The sequence below is a fragment of the Streptomyces synnematoformans genome, assembly GCF_039531005.1.
In the GTDB taxonomy this organism is placed as follows: Bacteria; Actinomycetota; Actinomycetes; order Streptomycetales; family Streptomycetaceae; genus Streptomyces; species Streptomyces synnematoformans.
Genome location: NZ_BAAAPF010000146.1, coordinates 1 through 17,026 on the forward strand (window position 1 = coordinate 1; position 17,026 = coordinate 17,026).

General features: G+C 75.3%; 16 protein-coding genes. 2 read left to right on the forward strand and 14 right to left on the reverse strand.

Annotation, left to right across the window (positions count from 1 at the left end):
* On the reverse strand, positions 1–829 hold an 829-nt coding region (locus ABD317_RS20850; RefSeq protein WP_344291468.1), incomplete at its 3' end, for a serine/threonine-protein kinase.
* A 176-nt stretch (positions 830–1,005) separates the two neighbouring features.
* Between ABD317_RS20850 and ABD317_RS20855 the strand changes: the two genes are divergently transcribed.
* Positions 1,006–1,494, forward strand: coding sequence for a glutathione peroxidase (locus ABD317_RS20855; protein ID WP_027751749.1), 489 nt, complete (start codon positions 1,006–1,008; stop codon positions 1,492–1,494).
* A 112-nt stretch (positions 1,495–1,606) separates the two neighbouring features.
* Positions 1,607–3,058 (forward strand): hypothetical protein, encoded by a 1,452-nt coding sequence (locus ABD317_RS20860; RefSeq protein WP_344291469.1) that lies wholly within the window; start codon positions 1,607–1,609, stop codon positions 3,056–3,058.
* 43 nt (positions 3,059–3,101) lie between these two features.
* Here ABD317_RS20860 and ABD317_RS20865 read toward each other — a convergent pair whose 3' ends face one another.
* From ABD317_RS20865 to ABD317_RS20925, 13 genes are all read right to left on the reverse strand, one after another.
* Positions 3,102–4,370, reverse strand: a complete 1,269-nt coding sequence (locus ABD317_RS20865) for an ATP-grasp domain-containing protein (protein ID WP_344291470.1) — start codon at positions 4,368–4,370, stop codon at positions 3,102–3,104.
* Between the two features lie 139 nt (positions 4,371–4,509).
* Positions 4,510–5,586 carry a serine hydrolase domain-containing protein gene (locus ABD317_RS20870; protein ID WP_344291471.1) on the reverse strand — a complete coding sequence of 359 codons (1,077 nt, stop codon included), beginning with the start codon at positions 5,584–5,586 and terminating at the stop codon, positions 4,510–4,512.
* Positions 5,587–5,601: 15 nt separating this feature from the next.
* Positions 5,602–6,522, reverse strand: a complete 921-nt coding sequence (locus ABD317_RS20875) for a DUF6895 family protein (RefSeq protein WP_344291472.1) — start codon at positions 6,520–6,522, stop codon at positions 5,602–5,604.
* Positions 6,519–7,268, reverse strand: a complete 750-nt coding sequence (locus ABD317_RS20880; RefSeq protein WP_344291473.1) for a hypothetical protein — start codon at positions 7,266–7,268, stop codon at positions 6,519–6,521. The genes ABD317_RS20875 and ABD317_RS20880 overlap by 4 nt, the downstream gene beginning before the upstream one ends.
* 62 nt (positions 7,269–7,330) lie before the next feature.
* A complete protein-coding gene (locus ABD317_RS20885) occupies positions 7,331–7,528 on the reverse strand; it encodes a hypothetical protein (protein WP_027751755.1) in 198 nt (65 codons plus the stop codon).
* Between the two features lie 232 nt (positions 7,529–7,760).
* Positions 7,761–8,414, reverse strand: coding sequence for a class I SAM-dependent methyltransferase (locus tag ABD317_RS20890; RefSeq protein WP_344291474.1), 654 nt, complete (start codon positions 8,412–8,414; stop codon positions 7,761–7,763).
* A 137-nt stretch (positions 8,415–8,551) separates the two neighbouring features.
* A complete protein-coding gene (locus ABD317_RS20895; protein WP_344291475.1) occupies positions 8,552–9,640 on the reverse strand; it encodes an acyl-CoA dehydrogenase family protein in 1,089 nt (362 codons plus the stop codon).
* Positions 9,640–10,611 carry a VOC family protein gene (locus ABD317_RS20900; protein WP_344291476.1) on the reverse strand — a complete coding sequence of 324 codons (972 nt, stop codon included), beginning with the start codon at positions 10,609–10,611 and terminating at the stop codon, positions 9,640–9,642. The genes ABD317_RS20895 and ABD317_RS20900 overlap by 1 nt, the downstream gene beginning before the upstream one ends.
* Positions 10,612–10,653: 42 nt before the next feature.
* The gene (locus ABD317_RS20905) at positions 10,654–11,397 is read right to left on the reverse strand and encodes an enoyl-CoA hydratase-related protein (RefSeq protein WP_027751759.1); all 744 of its coding nucleotides are present in this window, start codon (positions 11,395–11,397) and stop codon (positions 10,654–10,656) included.
* A 23-nt stretch (positions 11,398–11,420) separates the two neighbouring features.
* Positions 11,421–12,710, reverse strand: a complete 1,290-nt coding sequence (locus tag ABD317_RS20910) for an acyl-CoA dehydrogenase family protein (protein ID WP_344291477.1) — start codon at positions 12,708–12,710, stop codon at positions 11,421–11,423.
* On the reverse strand, positions 12,707–14,299 hold the full coding sequence (locus ABD317_RS20915; RefSeq protein ID WP_344291478.1) for an AMP-binding protein: 1,593 nt from the start codon (positions 14,297–14,299) through the stop codon (positions 12,707–12,709). The genes ABD317_RS20910 and ABD317_RS20915 overlap by 4 nt, the downstream gene beginning before the upstream one ends.
* A 232-nt stretch (positions 14,300–14,531) precedes the next feature.
* Complete coding sequence (locus ABD317_RS20920; RefSeq protein WP_344291479.1) at positions 14,532–15,497, reverse strand: ThuA domain-containing protein; 966 nt, start codon at positions 15,495–15,497, stop codon at positions 14,532–14,534.
* Between the two features lie 57 nt (positions 15,498–15,554).
* A partial coding sequence (locus ABD317_RS20925; protein WP_344291480.1) for a sigma-70 family RNA polymerase sigma factor occupies positions 15,555–17,026 on the reverse strand: 1,472 nt, incomplete at its 5' end.

Consider the following 17,026-nt stretch of genomic DNA (forward strand, 5'->3'; position numbering starts at 1 on the left):
GCCAGCGCGTGCCGTGCACCGTCCCCGCGGGCTGCCCCAGCAGGTCCCGCAGCGGCGCGGCGGCCGGCCGGCGGCGCGGGTCGGGGCGCAGGCAGGCCCCGACGACGGCCCGCAGCCGGCGGTCCGCCACCCCGGCGAGGCCGGCCTGCCCGCGCTGGATGCGCTGCAGCGTGTCGACCCGGTTGCCCGCGTCGAACGGCCCCCGGCCCGCCGTGGCGAACGCGAGCACCGAGCCGAGCGCGAACACGTCGGCCGCGGGCCCGGCGCGCCCGCCGGCCGCCTGCTCCGGCGACATGAACCCGGGCGTGCCGAGGAGCGCGCCGTCCTGGGTGAGCGTCGCGGAGTCCTCGGGGCGGGCGATGCCGAAGTCGATCACGCGCGGGCCACCGGGGGTGAGCATGATGTTGCCGGGCTTGAGGTCGCGGTGCACCAGCTCGGCGCCGTGGATCCCGGCCAGCGCCTCCGCCAGCGCCACGGCCAGCAGCCGCACCACCGCGGCGGGCAGCGCGCCGAACGCGCCGACGGCCTCGTCGAGCGAGAGGCCCGGCAGGTACGCGGTCGCCAGCCAGGGCGGGTCCGCGTCCGGGTCGGCGTCGACCAGCGGCGCGGTGTACGCGCCGGTCACCGTACGGGCGGCGGCCACCTCGCGGCGGAAGCGGGCGCGGTAGCGGCCGTCGCGGACCAGACCGGGGCGTACGACCTTGACCGCGACGAGTGTCCCGGCGGGCGAGCGGCCGAGATACACGACGCCCATCCCGCCGGCCCCCAGCCGCTCCAGCACGCGGTACCCGCCGATCTCGCGCGGGTCGCCGCGCTCCAGCTCCGCCAACGCGCCGCCTCCCCTCCGCGCCCCGGCCGCCGCGCCCGGCCCGCCGCGCCGTGCCGCCAGCGGAAGCGTAGGCCCACCGGGCGCGTTCCGTTCACCCGCCGGTGGCAGACTGGCGGCGGGTGCGGGCGACGCCCGCACCCGCACGACGACCGAACGCGGAAAGGACCTGCTTGCCCATGAGCGTCTACGACGTCGAGCTGCGCACCCTGGCCGGCGAGCCCGCCTCGCTGGAGCGATTCCGGGGGACCGCGGTGCTCGCGGTCAACGTGGCGTCGAAGTGCGGGCTCACGCCCCAGTACGCCGGCCTGGAGAAGCTGCACGAGCGGTACGCGGCCCGGGGGTTCACGGTCGCGGGCTTCCCGTGCAACCAGTTCGGCGGCCAGGAGCCGGGCACGGCCGAGGAGATCGCGACGTTCTGCTCGGCGACGTACGGGGTGACCTTCCCGATGTTCGAGAAGGTCGAGGTGAACGGCCCGGAGCGGCACCCGCTGTACCGGGAGCTGGTGCAGACGCCGGACGCCGACGGGGCGGCCGGCGACGTGCAGTGGAACTTCGAGAAGTTCCTTCTGGACCCCGCGGGCAAGCCCGTCGCCCGGTTCCGCCCGCAGACCGCGCCGGACGACGCCGCGCTGCTCGCGGCGGTCGAGTCCGTCCTGCCGGGCTGACCGGCCGGCCCCGGGGACGACGGTCCGCGGGGCGGGGGCGGATGCCACGAGTGCGCAACGATCGCCCGGTCGGCTCGGCGTCCGGCGCCCGCGCGCTGCGACCGTGGCGCGTATGATCCGCCGCGCCACGCCGTCCGCGCTCGTCCTGTCCCCTCTGCTCGTGCTGGCCGCCGCGTGCGGCGGCGGCGCCGGGGACGGAACGCCGTCCCCCGCGGCGGACGGTGCGTCACGGTCCGGCGTGCCCGCGACCCGGGCCCCGGCGCCCGGCGAGGGCTCGCAGGACCCGGACGACCTCAACGGCGACGGCCACCGCGACCTCCTCGTCCCCGTCTTCCTCGGCGCCGACCCCGAGACCGCCGCGGAGTGCGTCGGCGTCGTCTACGGCTCGGCCGACGGCCTCGACCCGGCCGTGCACACCGTGCACCGGCGCGCCGGCCTCGGCCTGCCGGACGCACCCGCCGACCTCCCCGGGCCCGCCCGCCTCTCGGTGGACCACGTGGTGACCGCCGATCTGGACGACGACGGGTTCCCCGACTTCGTCGCGACGGCCCGGGGGCCCGGGCAGGCGGAGGGGACCGGGCGTGAGCGGCTCCACGTGAGCTTCGGCGGCCCGCGCCGGCCCGTCGCGGACCCCGTCACGACCGCCGTGCACCTGCCGGCCGGCGGGCAGGGGGTGGACTCGGTGGTGCGCGGCGACTTCGACGGCGACGGCCACCACGACCTGGCGGCGCAGCAGCCGGGCGCCACGGGCGGGCGGCTGGCGGTGCTGTACGGCCCCTTCACCCGGGCCGGCGAGCCCGCACGCGTCGACACCGGCCTGCCGTACGCCGAGGGCACCCTCGTCGCGGACCGGATCGACCCCTCCGGCGAGCCGCGGGCGACCTCGCTGCTGCGGCGCGGAGAGGCCGACGGCGGGCAGGCCACCAACACCCTCTACCCCGCCCGCCCGGGCGAGGGGCTGTCCGGCGAGGTCCGCGAGCTGCAGCTCGGCAGCGCCCACGCCTTCGGGGACTTCGACGGCGACGGCAGCCGCGACGTCGCCGTGGGCGACGACGGCGGCCGCAACAACGAGCCGGGCTACGGGACGGAGAAGCCGGAGGTCGCCGGCAAGGCCACCGTCTACCCCGGCGACGGCGGCGGGCCGGCCGTCCTCGACCTGCCCGGGCCGCCGCCCGGCGAGGGCGGCTCCCCCTACGGCCCCGGCGGCTTCGCCGCCGCCGACCCGGACGGCGACGGCCGCGACGGCCTGCTGGTCTCGACGTACGAGGACGCCACGCTCATCGACGGCGTGCTCCTCGGCGGCGACGAGCGGGTGTCCGTCCTGCGCGAGGGGCCGGCGCGGACCGCGGACGGCCGGAGGACGGCCGCGAAGGACCGCAACGCCCGGCCCGCGGGCGCCGCGGACTTCGACGGCGACGGAGGGGACGAGCTGATCCTCAACTGGGCGCCCGATCCCCTCTTCGCGCTGTACGGGGAGAAGCCCACGTACTGGTGGATCACCGACGGCGCCTCGTCACGGGACGCGACGGCCTTCACCACGACGGAGTTCGCCCCCGGCCCCTAGCCCCGTCCGCGTCCGGCAGCCCCTGCCCGCCGGGGCGTGGCGGTCACGGGACCGGCTCGGTGCGTATCTTCACCGCCGCGGCCAGCCGGTGGCCGTGCGCGACGGCCTCGGCGGCGGTGGCGCCCCGGGTGAGGACGTGGCCGGCCTTGTCCTCGTTCCAGGTCAGCGGGGACACGACGGCACCGGGCCGCACGTCCAGCCGGAGTTCGACGCACGCCGGGTCCGCGCGCACCTCCTCGGCCCCGGTCACCTCCACCACCCGGCCCGGCTCCGGCGTGAGGAACCGCACGGCCGCACCGCCCCGCGGCTCCGGCGAGGCGGCGAGCGGGGCCACGACGCCGAGTCCGGCGGCCAGCGCGTACCGCTCCATGTCGACGCCGTAGGCGATCTCCGTCAGCTCGTTGATCCGGTCGCCGCCGACGCGGTTGTGCGACTCGACGATCCGCGGGCCGCGGGAGGTCAGCTTGACCTCGGTGTGCCCGGGGCCGTTGCGCAGGCCGACCGCATCGAGGAAGTCCGCGACCAGCCGCGCGACCTCGCGCAGCACGCCGGCCGGGACACCGCTGGGCTGCGCGTGCCCGGTCTCGACGAAGCCGCCGCCGCCCGTCTCCTTGTCGGTGACCGCGACCACCACGTGCCGGCCGTCGAAGCTCAGGGTCTCCACGCTGATCTCCGGGCCGTCCAGGTACTCCTCCATCAGGAACTCCTCGAAGGCGCCTGCGTCGGTGAGGTCGCGGGCGGTCCACCCGCCGGCGAGCGCCCGGAACCGTTCGGCGACGCCGTCCACGTCCGCCTGGTCGCGGACGTGGAACACCCCCAGGCTGCCCGACTCGCGGGCCGGCTTGACGATGACGGGAAGCCCGTGCTCCGCGGCGAACTCCCGGACGTCCTGCGCGGAGCGGCCGACCGCGGAGGCCACCGGGCTGACGCCGCGCGCGGCCAGGTGCCGGCGCATCCGCCCCTTGTCCAGCAGCAGTTCCACGGTCTCGACGGACTCGCCGCCCAGCCCGAGCGCCTCGTTGATCCGCGCCGCCGGCAGCAGCCCCAGCTCGAACAGCGAGACCGCCGCCCGCACCGGATACGCGGCGTGCAGCGCCCGCACCAGCGGCAGGAGCCGGTCCGTGTCCCCGTAGTCGACGAGCAGCGCCCGGTCGACGTACGGCCAGTGGCCGCTGTCGTACGCGTCCGGGAACTGGACGTGCGCCACGTCCAGACCGAGGTCCCGGGCCTTCCGCACATGCGCGAGCCGGCCGCCGACGACCAGGACGCGGGGGCGTCCGGCGGCGGTCGCCTCGGACCGTGCACTGTCCATGACCGGCTCCTTCTTCCGTGCGGTCGATCCCCGCCACGCTACGGCCTGCTCCGGACACTCCGCCTCCGAAAAACGGAGCCGCGGCACGGGCCGCGCGCGGGCCCCCCGCCCGCGCGTCCCCGGTGCCGGGCGGGTCGGGTCACTTCTCCTCGCCGAGGGCCAGCGCCCGCAGCAGCAGGTACGCGGACTGGATGAACCGGCAGCGCAGCGTGACACCCGAGTTGGTGAGGGCGGCGACGCACACCTCGCGTTCGGGGCTGAAGCCGACGAACGAGGTGCAGCCGCGGGTGGCGCCGCTGTGGAAGTACAGCGTCGCCCCGGCGAGGGTGCGCACGCCCCACGCCAGCCCCGACTTCTCCTCCTCCTGGCCGGGCAGTCCGCGGATCCGTACGGCCTCCGCCAGCGGAGCCCGCAGCGGCCGGGGCGCGTCGGGGCCGTCCGGTTCGAGGTGGGCGCGGAGGAAGCGGATCAGGTCGTGGGCGCTGGAGCGCACCGCGCCGGCGCCGGGGAGCGCCGGGATGAGCCAGGGCGGGCGGCGGCGGCCGTGCCAGTAGCCGACGGCGTACCCGGGGTCCGGGTCGCCCCGGCCGTCGCCGCCGTTCCGGGCCTGCGGGTCGGGGGCCACGGTGCCGGTGTCGGTGAGCGCCAGCGGGTCGAGCACGCGCCGGCGGAGCAGCGACCCGTAGTCGGAGCCGGCGCCGTCGGCCAGCAGCCGGCCGAGCAGCCCGACGCCGAAGTTGGAGTACCGGGTGTGGGTGCCGGGCGGGTGGTGCACGACGGCGCGGCCGAGGGCGGGCAGCAGCATCTCGGGGGTGAACGACCGGTATGGGTTGGCAAACCAGGAGGGCAGCCCGCGGCGGAGCAGCCCGGGCGGGAGCCGCGGCAGGCCGGAGGTGTGGGTCGCCAGATGCTCGTAGGTGATGGCCCGGCCGTGGCCGCGCGGGAGGGCGACGTACGGGAGGTGTTCGGCGATCCGGCCGGTCAGGCCGACCTCGCCGCGGACGGCGGAGTCGGCGAGCAGCAGCGCGGTGAAGGTCTTGGTCACCGAGCCGACCTCGAAGCGGGTGCGGTCGGTGACCGACGCGGTGCCCTTGCGGTCGACGCCGCCGCGGCTCAGCGTGCGGTACGCGCCGGTCACGGACACCGCGACGACCACCGCCGCGCGACGTTCCGCGGCGGCGGCCACCGCTTTGAGGGGTTCGTCGCGGAGTCCCACGTCGTCGCCGCCCGGCTAGGCACCGCTGCGCGAGAGTGCGGCGGTCGCGGCGGTCACGGCGGCCACGGCGGTGTGGTAGTGGTTGTAGAACCGCACGGCGGGGTCCTCCGTGCCCGTCCGGCCGTCGCGCGGCAGCAGCCCGTCCTCGTGCTGTGCGGCGGCCAGCCGCCGCCAGGCGGCCGGGTCGTGGGCCGGTTCCGGCAGGCAGGCGTCGACGAGGAGGAGTTCGGCGACGAGGTCCCACTCCTCGATCTCCAGCCACACGTCGGTCCACACCGGCAGCCAGGTGGCCAGGTAGTCCCGCACGTGCGGCGGCAGGCCACGCGGCTCGGCGCCCCAGTCGGTGAGGTGGAAGACGGTGTGGGTCACGTGATACGCCGTCATCCAGTCCATGGTCCACGGCTCGGGTGTGGCCCCGAGCCACGTGGCCGCGGTGCGCGCGGGCCAGTCGGCCCGGTCGTCGATCCCGATGACCCGGGTCGCGTTGGCCACCGCCATGCGGCGGTTGGGCACGTGCTCGTACTCGCGGTACGACGCCAGGCCGGTCAGATGGGCGAGGAGCGCCTGCAGCGGCTCGTGGCGGTGGCCGGCGCGGTGGAAGTGGACGTAGGTCTCCAGCGGGTCGGTCATGGCCGGGAACCGCAGCTGCCGCTCGTAGAGCAGGTCGCCGCCGCGGAGCTGGTCCCAGGCGAAGTCGAGCAGGTCGCGGGCGGCGCGCCGGTCGGCCGCGTGAAACGGGTCGTCGCGCAGCACCAGCGACGCGGCGAGCGCCAGCTCGCCCAGCGGCTTGTAGACGCTGTCGGGTTCGGCCAGTTCGGCCGTGGTGTCCCCGGCGAAGGTGAGCTGCCCGCGGTTGCGGTTCAGCCAGCCCAGCGCCCGGGTGCCGGTGCGGAGCATCGTGGCGCGCACCGGCTCCGCCGGCTCGTGGACCGTCATCGCGGCGCTCCTTCCGTACCGGCCAAAAGCCTTCCGGCGATGGTCAGGTCGAGCGCGGTACGGGCGCCGCCCCCGCCCCACAGCCGCAGGTGGTCCAGCACCGTCGGCAGGTCGAGGGCGGGCGCGGCGCCGCGGCTCCGGGCCAGGGCGAGCCAGCGCACGAGCCGGGCCGCGGTGGGGTAGTCGCGGCGCATCAGGGAGCGGGCGGCGCCGCGGCTGAGCGCCCGGACGTGGCGGCAGGCCCGCTGCTGGAAGGGCCCGTCCACCTCCGGGAGCGCCAGCGGCGCCAGCCGCGCCATGCGCCGCGACCGTTCCTGCCAGGACAGCCCGGCGTCCTCGGCCTCCTCGCCGGCGTCGGCGCCCCCGGCTCCCCCGAAGGCCCCGGGGCCGTCGGCCGGGTAGGGAACGGCCGTCCCGCCGTTCGTCCCGTGGGCGAGCAGCGCGGCGGTGGTGCGGTCGCGCCACCGCGCCTCGGCGCTGTCGTCCGGGTGGGGCGGGAACGCCTGCAGGGCCGAGCCGAGCGCCTCCCGGTCGGGCTGCGGCAACGGCTCCCGGCAGAAGAGGGAGGGCGCGAAGAGGTCGGGCCCCAGCACGCGCACGGCCGCCAGCGCGGCGGTGTCCGCCGGCCGGTCCGCGTCGGACACGGCCGGCAGCGGAGCCTGGGTGTCCCGGAGGACACCCAGGACGCGCCCGGCCAGCTGCTCCACCGCCTGGGCGTAGTCGGCCCGCAGTGCGGCATTCGACATCGGGCGCTCACCTTCTGCTGTCGGTCACGGACGTGGTTCCTCTTCGCCGGGTCCGGGGCCCGTTACGAGGGGCGCGGCTCCTTCGGGAGCTTCGGGGACGAGAGCAGCAGCCCGAGCAGCAGTGCCCCGGCACCCTGCGGGGAGTACACGGGCGCGTCGCTGAACGGGGCCTCCGGTTCGTCGACCAGCGCCGTGAGCGCGGCCCGCTCGGCCACGCCGGCCCGGACGGGGGAGAGAGCCGGGGTCATCTGTACGGACATCTTGCCTCCAAGAGTCGTCCCCTCGCGGTGTGCGACGGGAGGGAGTGACTGCGCCGCGCAGTGACGAGCGCGACGGGTGCGGCCGGTGGTTTCACCCATCCGGCTCACTGCACCAACCACGTTGTCCCCTCCCCGCCCGCCACTCAGATCCCACGAGCACGGAGACCACACGATGGTTGCATCCGGATGCACTGGGGTTTAGCGGCCCGCACGGCCGCCTCGGGCGGCTCCGTCACACCCGGGCTGTCAGGACGTACCTCTCGTCGGAGACCGGCCCGCCCCACAACCGCTCGTCGCCGCCGAGGTCCTCGACGCGGACGCCCGCCACCAGCGGCCGCACCGCGGCGGCCAGCGCCTCCGCCCCGACACCGGCGCCCCACGGCAGCACCCCGGTGCCCGCCCCGTACGGCTCTGCATCGGGCTCCGCGCCGCCCCACCGGCCCTCGACCAGCACGAGAACCCCGCCGGGCCGCAGCCGCGACACCCACTCCCGCAGCGCGGCCTCCGGCTCCGGGAGCGTCCACACCAGATGCCGGGAGAGCACGGCGTCGAACGTGTCGTCTCCGGTGGGCGGCGCCGAGGCGTCCCCCACCAGCAGCCGGGCCCGCAGCCCCGCGGCCGCCGCCTTGGCCCGCGCCTGCCCGACCATCCGGGGCGCCAGGTCCACACCGGTGACCCGGTGCCCGGCGGCGGCCAGCAGACAGGTCAACGTCCCCGTGCCGCACCCGACGTCGAGCACGTCGGCCCCGGTGTGCGGTATCCACGCGGCCAGGCGGTCCGCCCACGCCGCCCGCGTCGCCTCCTCCCGCAGTCCGTGGTCCGGCTCGTCGTCGAAACTGCCGGCCCGGCCGTCCCAGTAGGCGCCGATGGCGGAGAAGTTCGTCATGTCCGGATCCTCGCAGCCGGCACTGACACCGCCTCGGTGAAGCGCGCACCGGCGCACGACAGGCTCAACCACCGGCGCACCGCCCGCACTCCTTGCCGCCCGGCGGCGCCGCGGACCGCGCGCCGGCCGGCGTGCCCTCAGGCGTCCCACCCCAGGTGGCCGGCCACGCGGTCCCAGTGGTGGTCGGCGTCGCCGAAGGCCAGCGCCCACGCCGCCGTCTGGCGGGAGAAGAGGTGCAGGTCGTGCTCGTACGTGAAGCCGATCGCGCCGTGCACCTGGTGGCCCGTGTCGCAGACCCGCCGGCACGCCTCGCTCACCCACGCCTTGGCCATCGACACCTCCGCCACGGCGTCCAGGCCGGCCGACAGCCGCCAGATCGCCTCGTACGCCAGGAAGCGCGAGCCGAGCACGTCGACGGCCATGTTCGCGCAGTGGTGCTGGACCGCCTGGAAGGAGCCGATGGGCCGGCCGAACTGCTCGCGCTCCGCCGCGTACTCGACCGTCATGTCCAGGACCCGCTGGGCCGCGCCGACCATCGCGGCGCAGGTGGCGGCGGCGCCATACGCGTCGATCGCCTCCGCGACGGGGCGGCCGGCGGTCAGGGCGCGGTCGCGGGGCACGGCCACCCCGTCGAAGCGGACCCGGTGCGGCCGGTCGCCGCCGACCGCGTCGAGCCGCTCGCGCACGATGCCCGGCGACGTGGCGTCCACCAGCAGCGCCGGCCCCGCGCCGGGCACGACGAGCAGGTCCTCCGCGACGTGCGCGTACGGCACGAACTGCGCGGTGCCGTCGAGGACGAACCCGTCGTCCCGCTCGACCGCGCCGATCTCGCCGCCCGTGCCGTCCCAGCGGCCCGGCACGGCGCTCATGACCCGCCCGCGGACGATCTCCCCGAGCCACCGCTCCTGCTGCGCCGCGGTGCCGAACCGGGCGAGGGGCAGCGCGCAGCACACCGCCGTGGACACCAGCGGGCTCGGTATCTGGAAGCGCCCCATCTCCTCCACGACCAGGCACAGTTCCAGGAAGCCGGCGCCGACGCCGCCGTGGGCCTCGGGCAGCGCCAGCCCGGTCCAGCCGAGGCCGGCCATCTCCTTCCACAGCGCGGCGGAGTAGCCGGCGGGTTCGTCCGCCATCGCCCGGGCCCCGGTGCTCGCGCTCCGCGACTCCAGGAGTCCCCGGGCGGTGGCCCGGATCAGCTCCTGGTCCTCGGTGAGTGTCAGGTCCATCAGGCCACCGGCGGGATCTTGTCGGACCGCACCCAGACGCCGGGCCGCTCCTCCCAGAAGAGCTGCACGAGCACGCCGCCGGTGTGCTTGGGGTGGATGAACGTGTCGTGCCAGGCGGCGCCGTCGGTGCTGCCCGCGTTCTCGCCGAACGCCGGCACCTCGTGGTGCGCGCAGGCCGCCATCGCCCGGTCCCAGTCGGCGACCTCGAAGGTCACGTGGTGCGCGGCGGCGCCGTTCTTGTTCCAGAACCGTTCGATGAACGAGTCCTCGCCGCGCGGCATGATGACCTCCCAGCAGATCGTCGATCCCGGGATGTTCAGCACGAGGTCCGCCATGTCCGGGTGTTCGTCCTCGGGCGTACGCCAGACCTCCACGAAGCCGGCGAGCCGCTCGTACCAGCGGGCCAGTTCGTCGCGGTCGGGGAACGCCTGGCACACGTGGTCGAGGGCGACGATGCCGAGCGAGGGCGCGTCCGGGGGTACCGCCCACGCGCGCTCTGCGCGCTGTGGGGGAGGCTCGGCGGTCGCCGGCGCGGCCGGCCCGTCGCCGCACAGGGCGAGGTCCCCCGGCCCGCGCAGCCGGAACAGCACGCCCGGCCCGCGCCCGGGCGGCGACAGCGACGCCTCCAGCCAGCCCCCGGCCCCGCCGGCGGCCGGTTTGACGCCGAGGGCCTCCAGCTCGGCGCGCGCGGCGCCGAGGTCGGGGACCTCGGCGGCGACGTGGTGCAGCCCCGGGCGGCCGCCCTGGCCGTCGAGGAACTCCCGGATCGCGGACTCCTCCCCGGCCGGCGCCAGCACCTCCCAGGTGTGCCCCGGGTTGCCGGGGAGCGCGAGCCGTACGCCGCGGCAGCCCTCGGCGGGGTTCTCCCAGCTCCGGGTCCGCCTGAAGCCGAACAGCCCTTCCAGCAGCGCCACCTGCGGCTCCAGCTCCGGCGCGACCTGGCCGATGTGGTCGATCCGGTAAATCCGCACAGATCCTCCTCGTTCGCTTCCGTTCCGCCCCGTGGACGCGGCTCAGCCGGGATGCGGCTCGATCCAGTCGTACCCGTTGGTGACCAGTTCCTTGACGAGGCGCAGGTTGTACCTGTTCATCGCGGCGATCCGCTCGGCGAGTTCGCCGACCCGCTTGCCGAACTCCTCGGTCGGGTATACGTCGTTGACCAGCCCGATCTGCTGCGCCCGCGCGGCGTCGAGCCGGACGCCGGTGAACAGCAGCTCCTTGGCCATGGCCGTGCCGACCCGCCGCGGGAGCCGCTTGACGCCGCCCCAGCCGGGCGCGGAGCCGCCGAACTCCGGCTGGTCGGGGTCGCCGTCCTCGGTCATCTTCGGCCGGTACGGCGGGCGGGCGGACAGCGTGATCTCGACCAGGCCCATCTTCGCGTTGTCGGCGGCGACGATGAAGTCGGCGGCCAGCGCCAGCTCAAGACCGCCGCCGACGGCGTAGCCGTGCACGGCCGCGACGACCGGGACGGACAGCCGCTCCATCATCGCGAACGTCTTCTCGCCGAGGCGGCCCTGCTCCACCCGCTCCCGCTTGGTGAGCTGCTCCGACCAGCCGAGGTCCATTCCCGCGCAGAACGCGCGCTCGCCGGCTCCCCGCAGCACCACCACGCAGACGTCCTCGTCGTCGTCCACCTCGGTGAAGAACCGGCGGAGTTCGCGCATCGTCGTCGGGGTGAGCGCGTTGAGCTTCTCGGGCCGGTTCAGGGTCAGCCAGGCGACCCGCTCCTCGATCTTGAGGTCGAGGGTTTCGTACATGGAGTGGACTCCTCCTCGGTTCGTTAGCGGCTGCGCGGCAGTTTCAGCCCGCGGGTGGCGATGACGTCACGCTGGATCTCCGCTGCGCCGCCGAGGAAGGTGGAGGCCACGGAGTCGCGCGCCATGTGGGTGAAGACGGCCCCGAGCGGGGCGTCGCGGCGCTGCCAGAGCTGGGCGTACCGGCCGAAGGCCGAGGCGCCGGTACGGGCCAGCCGCTGGTGCAGCTCGGCGCCGAAGAGTTGGTTGACCGACGCCTCGTAGCCGGGCACGCCGCCGGCCGCCTGCTGGGACACGGTGTACCGGGCGAGGTTGTACTGGACCCGGATCTCGGTGTGGCGGCGGGCGATCTCCTGGCGCAGCGCGGCCCTGGTGTCGTCCCGGAGGAACCGGCGGCCCTCCGCCGAGCGGGCGTAGCCGACGAGTTCCGAGAGCGCCTGCTCGTACTTGATCGTGGCCCCGATGCCCGCCCGCTCGAAGCTCAGCGCGGTCATGGCGACGTACCAGCCGCGGTTCTCCTCGCCGACCCGGTTGGCCGCCGGCACCCGTACGTCCTCGAAGAAGATCTCGCAGAACGGCGCCGCGCCGCGGATGTCGGTGATCGGGCGGATGGTCACGCCGGGCGCGGTGGCGTCCACGAGCAGGAAGGTGATCCCGCGGTGCGGCTTCGTCGCCTCCGGGTCGGTGCGGACGAGCACGAACAGCCAGTCGGCGTACTGCCCGAGCGAGGTCCACACCTTCTGCCCGTTGACGAGGTACGTGCCGGTGTCCTCTCCCCCGCGCTCGGCTTCGCCGGAGCGGGTGGTGCCGCCGTCGTCGCGGACCGCGCGGGTGCGCAGTGAGGCGAGGTCCGACCCGGAGCCCGGCTCCGAGAACCCCTGGGCCCAGGTGACCTCGCCCCGGGCGATCGGCGGCAGGTGCGCGGCGCGCTGCGCGGCGGTGCCGTGCGCCAGGAGCGTCGGGCCGAGCAGGAAGGCGCCGATCCCGTTCACGGTCGGGACGCGGGCGCGCATCATCTCCTCCTGGAGGATGAACTCCTCCAGCGCCGACAGGCCCGCCCCGCCGTACTCGCGCGGCCAGTGCGGCGCTATCCAGCCGCGCTCGGCGAGGGCCGCGGCCCACGCCCGGGCCCCGTCGCGGCGCGCCGGGTCGCCGGAGACGCGGTCGACCGGCCAGTTGTAGCCCCAGACGTCCTCGGGTTCGAGGCTCTGCTCGGCCTCGGGGTCGGGCACGTAGGCCGGCGGGAAGCGGTCGCGCACGAAGGCGCGCACCTCCTCCCGGAAGGCCGCCTGCTCCGGGGTGTCCGCCCAGTTCACGCCTGCTCCCCCTCCCGGTCCCAGGTGCCGGGCGTGAGGCCGTGGTCGCCCTCGGCCCGCAGTCGGTACTTGGCGACCTTGTCGGTGGGCGTGCGCGGCAGGGCGTCGATGAACTCGACGTAGCGCGGGACCATCGAACGGGGCAGCCGCTCCGCGCAGAACGCCACCAGCTCGGCGGGCTCCAGCGCCGCTCCCGGCCGCAGCACGACCGTCAGTTTGACGTCCTCGTCGCCCAGCTCGGAGGGCACGCCGATGGCGGCCGACTCCAGGACCGAGGGGTGCAGGTTGACCTCGCACTCCAGGTCGAAGGCGGAGATGTTCTCGCCGCGGCGCCGGATGGCGTCCTTCATCCGGTCGAGGAAGTAGAAGTAGCCGTCGGCGTCGCGCCACACGCGGTCGCCGGTGTGGAACCACATGTTGCGGAAGCAGTCGGCCGTGGCCCCGGGAGCGCCGTAGTAGCCGGTCGTGATCACGAACGGCTGCCGCGGCCGTACGACCAGCTCCCCCGGCTCGTCCGCCCCGACCACGCGGTCCCACTCGTCGACCACCGCCACCTCGAACCGCTCCCCGTGGGCCTGCCCGCACGACCCGAGCCGCCACTCGCCGTACGGGCTGGCGGTGGCGATGCCGACCTCGGTGCTGGTGTAGGTCTCCACCGAGCGGACGCCGAAACGTTCCAGCAGCGGCTCGTCGAGGCTCGACTTGCCCATGTAGAAGGTCTGCAGCGGATGCTCCTTGTCGCGCTCGGTGCGCGGCTGGTTGAGGAGTATCGGGATCATCGAGAAGACGCTCATGGCGACCTGCGCGTCGAACCTCCGCACGTCGTCCCAGAACCGCGAGGCGCTGAAGCGCTCGACGATGGCGATGGAACCGCCGGCCAGGAGCGCCGACATCACGCCGTCCCAGAGCCCGGCGGCGTGGAACAGCGGCAGCGGGCAGTAGGTCGTCTTGCCCCACCGGTCCAGGAAGTCGAGCGAGTCCAGCGCACACGTCAGCGCGAGGGCGTGCGGGACCATCGCGCCCTTGGAGGGGCCGGTGGTGCCCGAGGTGTACATGATCGCCTGCAGATCGCCGAAGCCGACGTCGACGCGCGGGGCCTCCGCCCCGTTGGACAGCAGGCTGGACAGCGTCACGGCGGGCTTGCCGAGCCGCTGGAGCGGGACGTCGGACGCGCCCTCGGTGCGGACGACGAGGCGGCCCAGATCGGGCAGTTGCGGGGCGACCGCCGGCAGCCTGTCGGCGTACGGCGCGTCGATGATCAGCGCCGAGGCGTCGGACGTGTCCAGGACGTGCCGGAGCAGCTCGCCGCGGTAGCCGACGTTGATCGGCACGGCGACGGCGCCCAGCCGGGCCAGCGCGAAGATCACGTGGATGAAGTCGGCACAGTTGGGGAGCATCACGCCGACGTGGTGGCCGCGGCCGATGCCCGCGGTGGCCAGCCCCTGGGCCACGCGGTCGGCCATCGAGTCGACCTCGCCGTAAGTGACCTCGCCCTCGTGGAACTTGAGGAAGGTCTCTGTTCGATGGGTTGCGGCCCGGTCTCTGAGTACGTCTCCGAGGACGAGGCCCTCCAGCGTTTCGTTGCGCATTCGAACCTCTGCTTCGCTGTGGGCGGCGCTGATTCGCTTGCGACACTCGAACTGCTTCTGACCACCAAGGTCATCAACATCGGACCACGAAAGGGGGGCTCTCGCAAGGGTGCTGCGCGCGCGGCCGGCCCGCCGGCCGGTGCCGGTCAACGGCACCGGCCTCGCGGGCCGGCTGTACGGCGGTACGGCGGTCGAGCCCGCACCGCCGCGCGCTCGGCACGGTCGCCGCTGGTTACGGTCTGCTGGACGGCCGACCGGTCGAATCCTTCGTGCACTGGCCCGGGCCGCTGGCGCCGGCGGCCCAGCTGATGCCTCCGACGAGGTGCTTGACGAGGTTGTTGTCGCCGCCGTTCTCGGTGTAGGACTCGGCGAAGTGGCCCATGCCCGTCACCCAGATGCGGCCGCCGTCGTACCGCTTGTACCAGGAGATCGGGTGGTCCTTGCCCATCGCGTTCGGGCCGGGGTCGTACGACTCCTCGTCCAGCGTGGCCAGCACGTGCGCCTCGCCGCGCACGCTGCGGGCGAAGTTGTAGTGCTCGTCGCCGAAGCCGAACTCCCGGGGCAGGTGGCGCGTTGACGGATGGTGGCGGTCGGCGACCCGTACCGTGGCGACGTTGTTCAGGTCGGTGGCGGCGTGGCCGGTCATCAGGGTGCCGACGGCGCTGCCGGGCCCGCCGTCCCACCAGTCCCAGGTGGTGGCGCCCGCGCCCATGTCGACCGCGTTGTGGTTGGCCGCGATCCCGCCGCCGGCGTTGACGAACCCCCGGATCGCGGCGCGCTGCTCGTCGTCCCACAGGGGGCCGGGACGGCCGCCGCCGAGCCACTGCGACGAGGCGTTGAAGAGGAAGATCGCGTCGTAGCGGGCGAGGTTGTCCGGGGTGAAGACGCGCGGGTTCGCGTCGGGGTGGTCGCAGTTGCCCGGGGCGCCGCCGAGGCCGTCGCAGTCCTCCCGCACCGACGCGATCCCGGCCTCGTCCAGCGCCTTCTGGATCGGCCCGATGCCGCCGTCGATCGCGCCGGCGTGGCGGTACCCGGTCGTCCCGGTGTAGATCAGGACCGTCGGCTCGTCCCTGGCCTCGGGCTCGGGCTCGGGCTGCGCGGGTGCGGCCTGCGCGGGTGGGGCCGATGTCGCGAAAAGCGTGAGCCCCGCCGCCGCCAGCAACGCGCGGCGGTGAATGCTCGGTCCGGCATCATGCATGGCACTCCCTCTCGTCTCGTCTGCCCCAATCAACTACCGCTTCTTTTCCAGGGCATGTCAAGACCGGGTGGAGCGGTCGGTGGCCTGCGGCTCCTCCCCGACCTCGGAGCGCTGGGGGACTCCGGCCGGGTCGGCGGGGCGGGCGCGGGTGAGGTACTGCGGCACGGGGGTGCGGTTGTCGCCGGTGTCGCGGACGAGACCGTGGCGGACGATGCCGGCCCGCGGGTCCGGCGGCGTACGCAGGTCGAGTACGACGTCCTCGTAGGCGGCGGGCTGGATGATGAGGTTGTAGTCCGCGCCGCGTTCGTTCTGGTTGAGGGTGACCGTGCCGTCGAGCCAGAAGTACTCGTTCTGCCACATCTGCTGGGCGCCCGCGGGCAGCACCGTGACCCCGATGGCCGGCGAGCCCATCCACGTCTCGTCCGGGCTGCCCGGCTTCAGGTCGTCCATCCGCCGGCCGCCCCCGGAGGCGACGTGGAAGAGCCTGCCCTCCAGGCCGGTCCAGGAGGCCATGACCAGACTCCCCGGCCGCTGCACGGGCAGGATCTGCCAGCGGACCCGCACATAGCCCGTGCCGCGCAGCGTCACGGTCTCCCCCCGGTGGGTGAGGTTGGCGCTGGGGCCGCCGGTACTGGTCAGGCCGCGGTCCGCCCGGCGGGGCAGCGGGCCGGGCGGGCGGCCGGGGTCGGGGGCTTCGTCGACGGCGTCGACCACGCTGCCGTAACGGGCGGCCGGCCGCGGGTCCGGGGGCTCGGTGGTCGCGGTCGGCGGGGCGGAGGAGGGTGGTGCGCTCGCCGGGGGCGGCGTGCTGGGTGCCGGAGAGGAGGACGTCGCGGGGGCGGCGCTGCGCGGCGGCGGGTCGGCGGGCCGCTCGTAGACCAGCAGCGCCGCGCCGCCCGCCGCGAGCGTCGCCCCGGCCGTGACCGCCGCGGCGGGCTTGCCCAGCGCCGCGACCGCCTTCGCCGACCAGCCGGTGCCGACGAGAGCCGCCGAGGCGGTCTTGCCGCCCAGCGCCAGGGAAAGCGCGAATCCCGTGGGCAGCGGCACCAGGGCCAGCCCCGCCAGCAGTTGCTCCGCCGGCACGATCCCCGTGCGTGGCGCCCCGCAACCGGAGCAGCCGCGGATGTGGCGGGCCAGCCGCTTGCGCCAGACGGAGACGGGCCTGCCGTCCCAGGTCGTGAGCAGGGCTCGCAGGCCGGTGCAGTGCGCCGGCTGCGGTCCGGCCAGCACGCGCACGATGCCGCGCGCCGTCTCCAGCCGCTCCTTCATCCGCTGGACGCGTACGGCGGCGTGCGCCCGGTTGACGCCGAGCGCCTCGGCGAGGTCGCGGCGGCTCAGCTCGCCGGCGACCTCCAGCCACCACAGGGAGAGGAGTTGGCGGTCCTCGTCGTCCAGCCAGCGCGCCGCTTCCGCGACCTCACGCCGCTGCCCCTCCAGGTGCAGCCGCGCCACGGTGAGATCGGCGAAGTCCGCCGCCGCGGCCGGGCGGGCGGCGGAGCGGGCCGCGGCGGACCCGGCCGCGGCCTCGG

Excerpts from the sequence above, each read along its gene's own strand:
- ABD317_RS20855 (WP_027751749.1), top strand. The coding sequence starts at position 1,006 with ATGAGCGTCTACGACGTCGAGCTGCGCACCCTGGCCGGCGAGCCCGCC.
- ABD317_RS20860 (WP_344291469.1), top strand. The coding sequence starts at position 1,607 with ATGATCCGCCGCGCCACGCCGTCCGCGCTCGTCCTGTCCCCTCTGCTC.
- ABD317_RS20865 (WP_344291470.1), bottom strand. The coding sequence starts at position 4,370 with ATGGACAGTGCACGGTCCGAGGCGACCGCCGCCGGACGCCCCCGCGTC.
- ABD317_RS20875 (WP_344291472.1), bottom strand. The coding sequence starts at position 6,522 with ATGACGGTCCACGAGCCGGCGGAGCCGGTGCGCGCCACGATGCTCCGC.
- ABD317_RS20880 (WP_344291473.1), bottom strand. The coding sequence starts at position 7,268 with ATGTCGAATGCCGCACTGCGGGCCGACTACGCCCAGGCGGTGGAGCAG.
- ABD317_RS20885 (WP_027751755.1), bottom strand. The coding sequence starts at position 7,528 with ATGTCCGTACAGATGACCCCGGCTCTCTCCCCCGTCCGGGCCGGCGTG.
- ABD317_RS20890 (WP_344291474.1), bottom strand. The coding sequence starts at position 8,414 with ATGACGAACTTCTCCGCCATCGGCGCCTACTGGGACGGCCGGGCCGGC.
- ABD317_RS20895 (WP_344291475.1), bottom strand. The coding sequence starts at position 9,640 with ATGGACCTGACACTCACCGAGGACCAGGAGCTGATCCGGGCCACCGCC.
- ABD317_RS20905 (WP_027751759.1), bottom strand. The coding sequence starts at position 11,397 with ATGTACGAAACCCTCGACCTCAAGATCGAGGAGCGGGTCGCCTGGCTG.
- ABD317_RS20915 (WP_344291478.1), bottom strand. The coding sequence starts at position 14,299 with ATGCGCAACGAAACGCTGGAGGGCCTCGTCCTCGGAGACGTACTCAGA.
- ABD317_RS20920 (WP_344291479.1), bottom strand. The coding sequence starts at position 15,497 with ATGCATGATGCCGGACCGAGCATTCACCGCCGCGCGTTGCTGGCGGCG.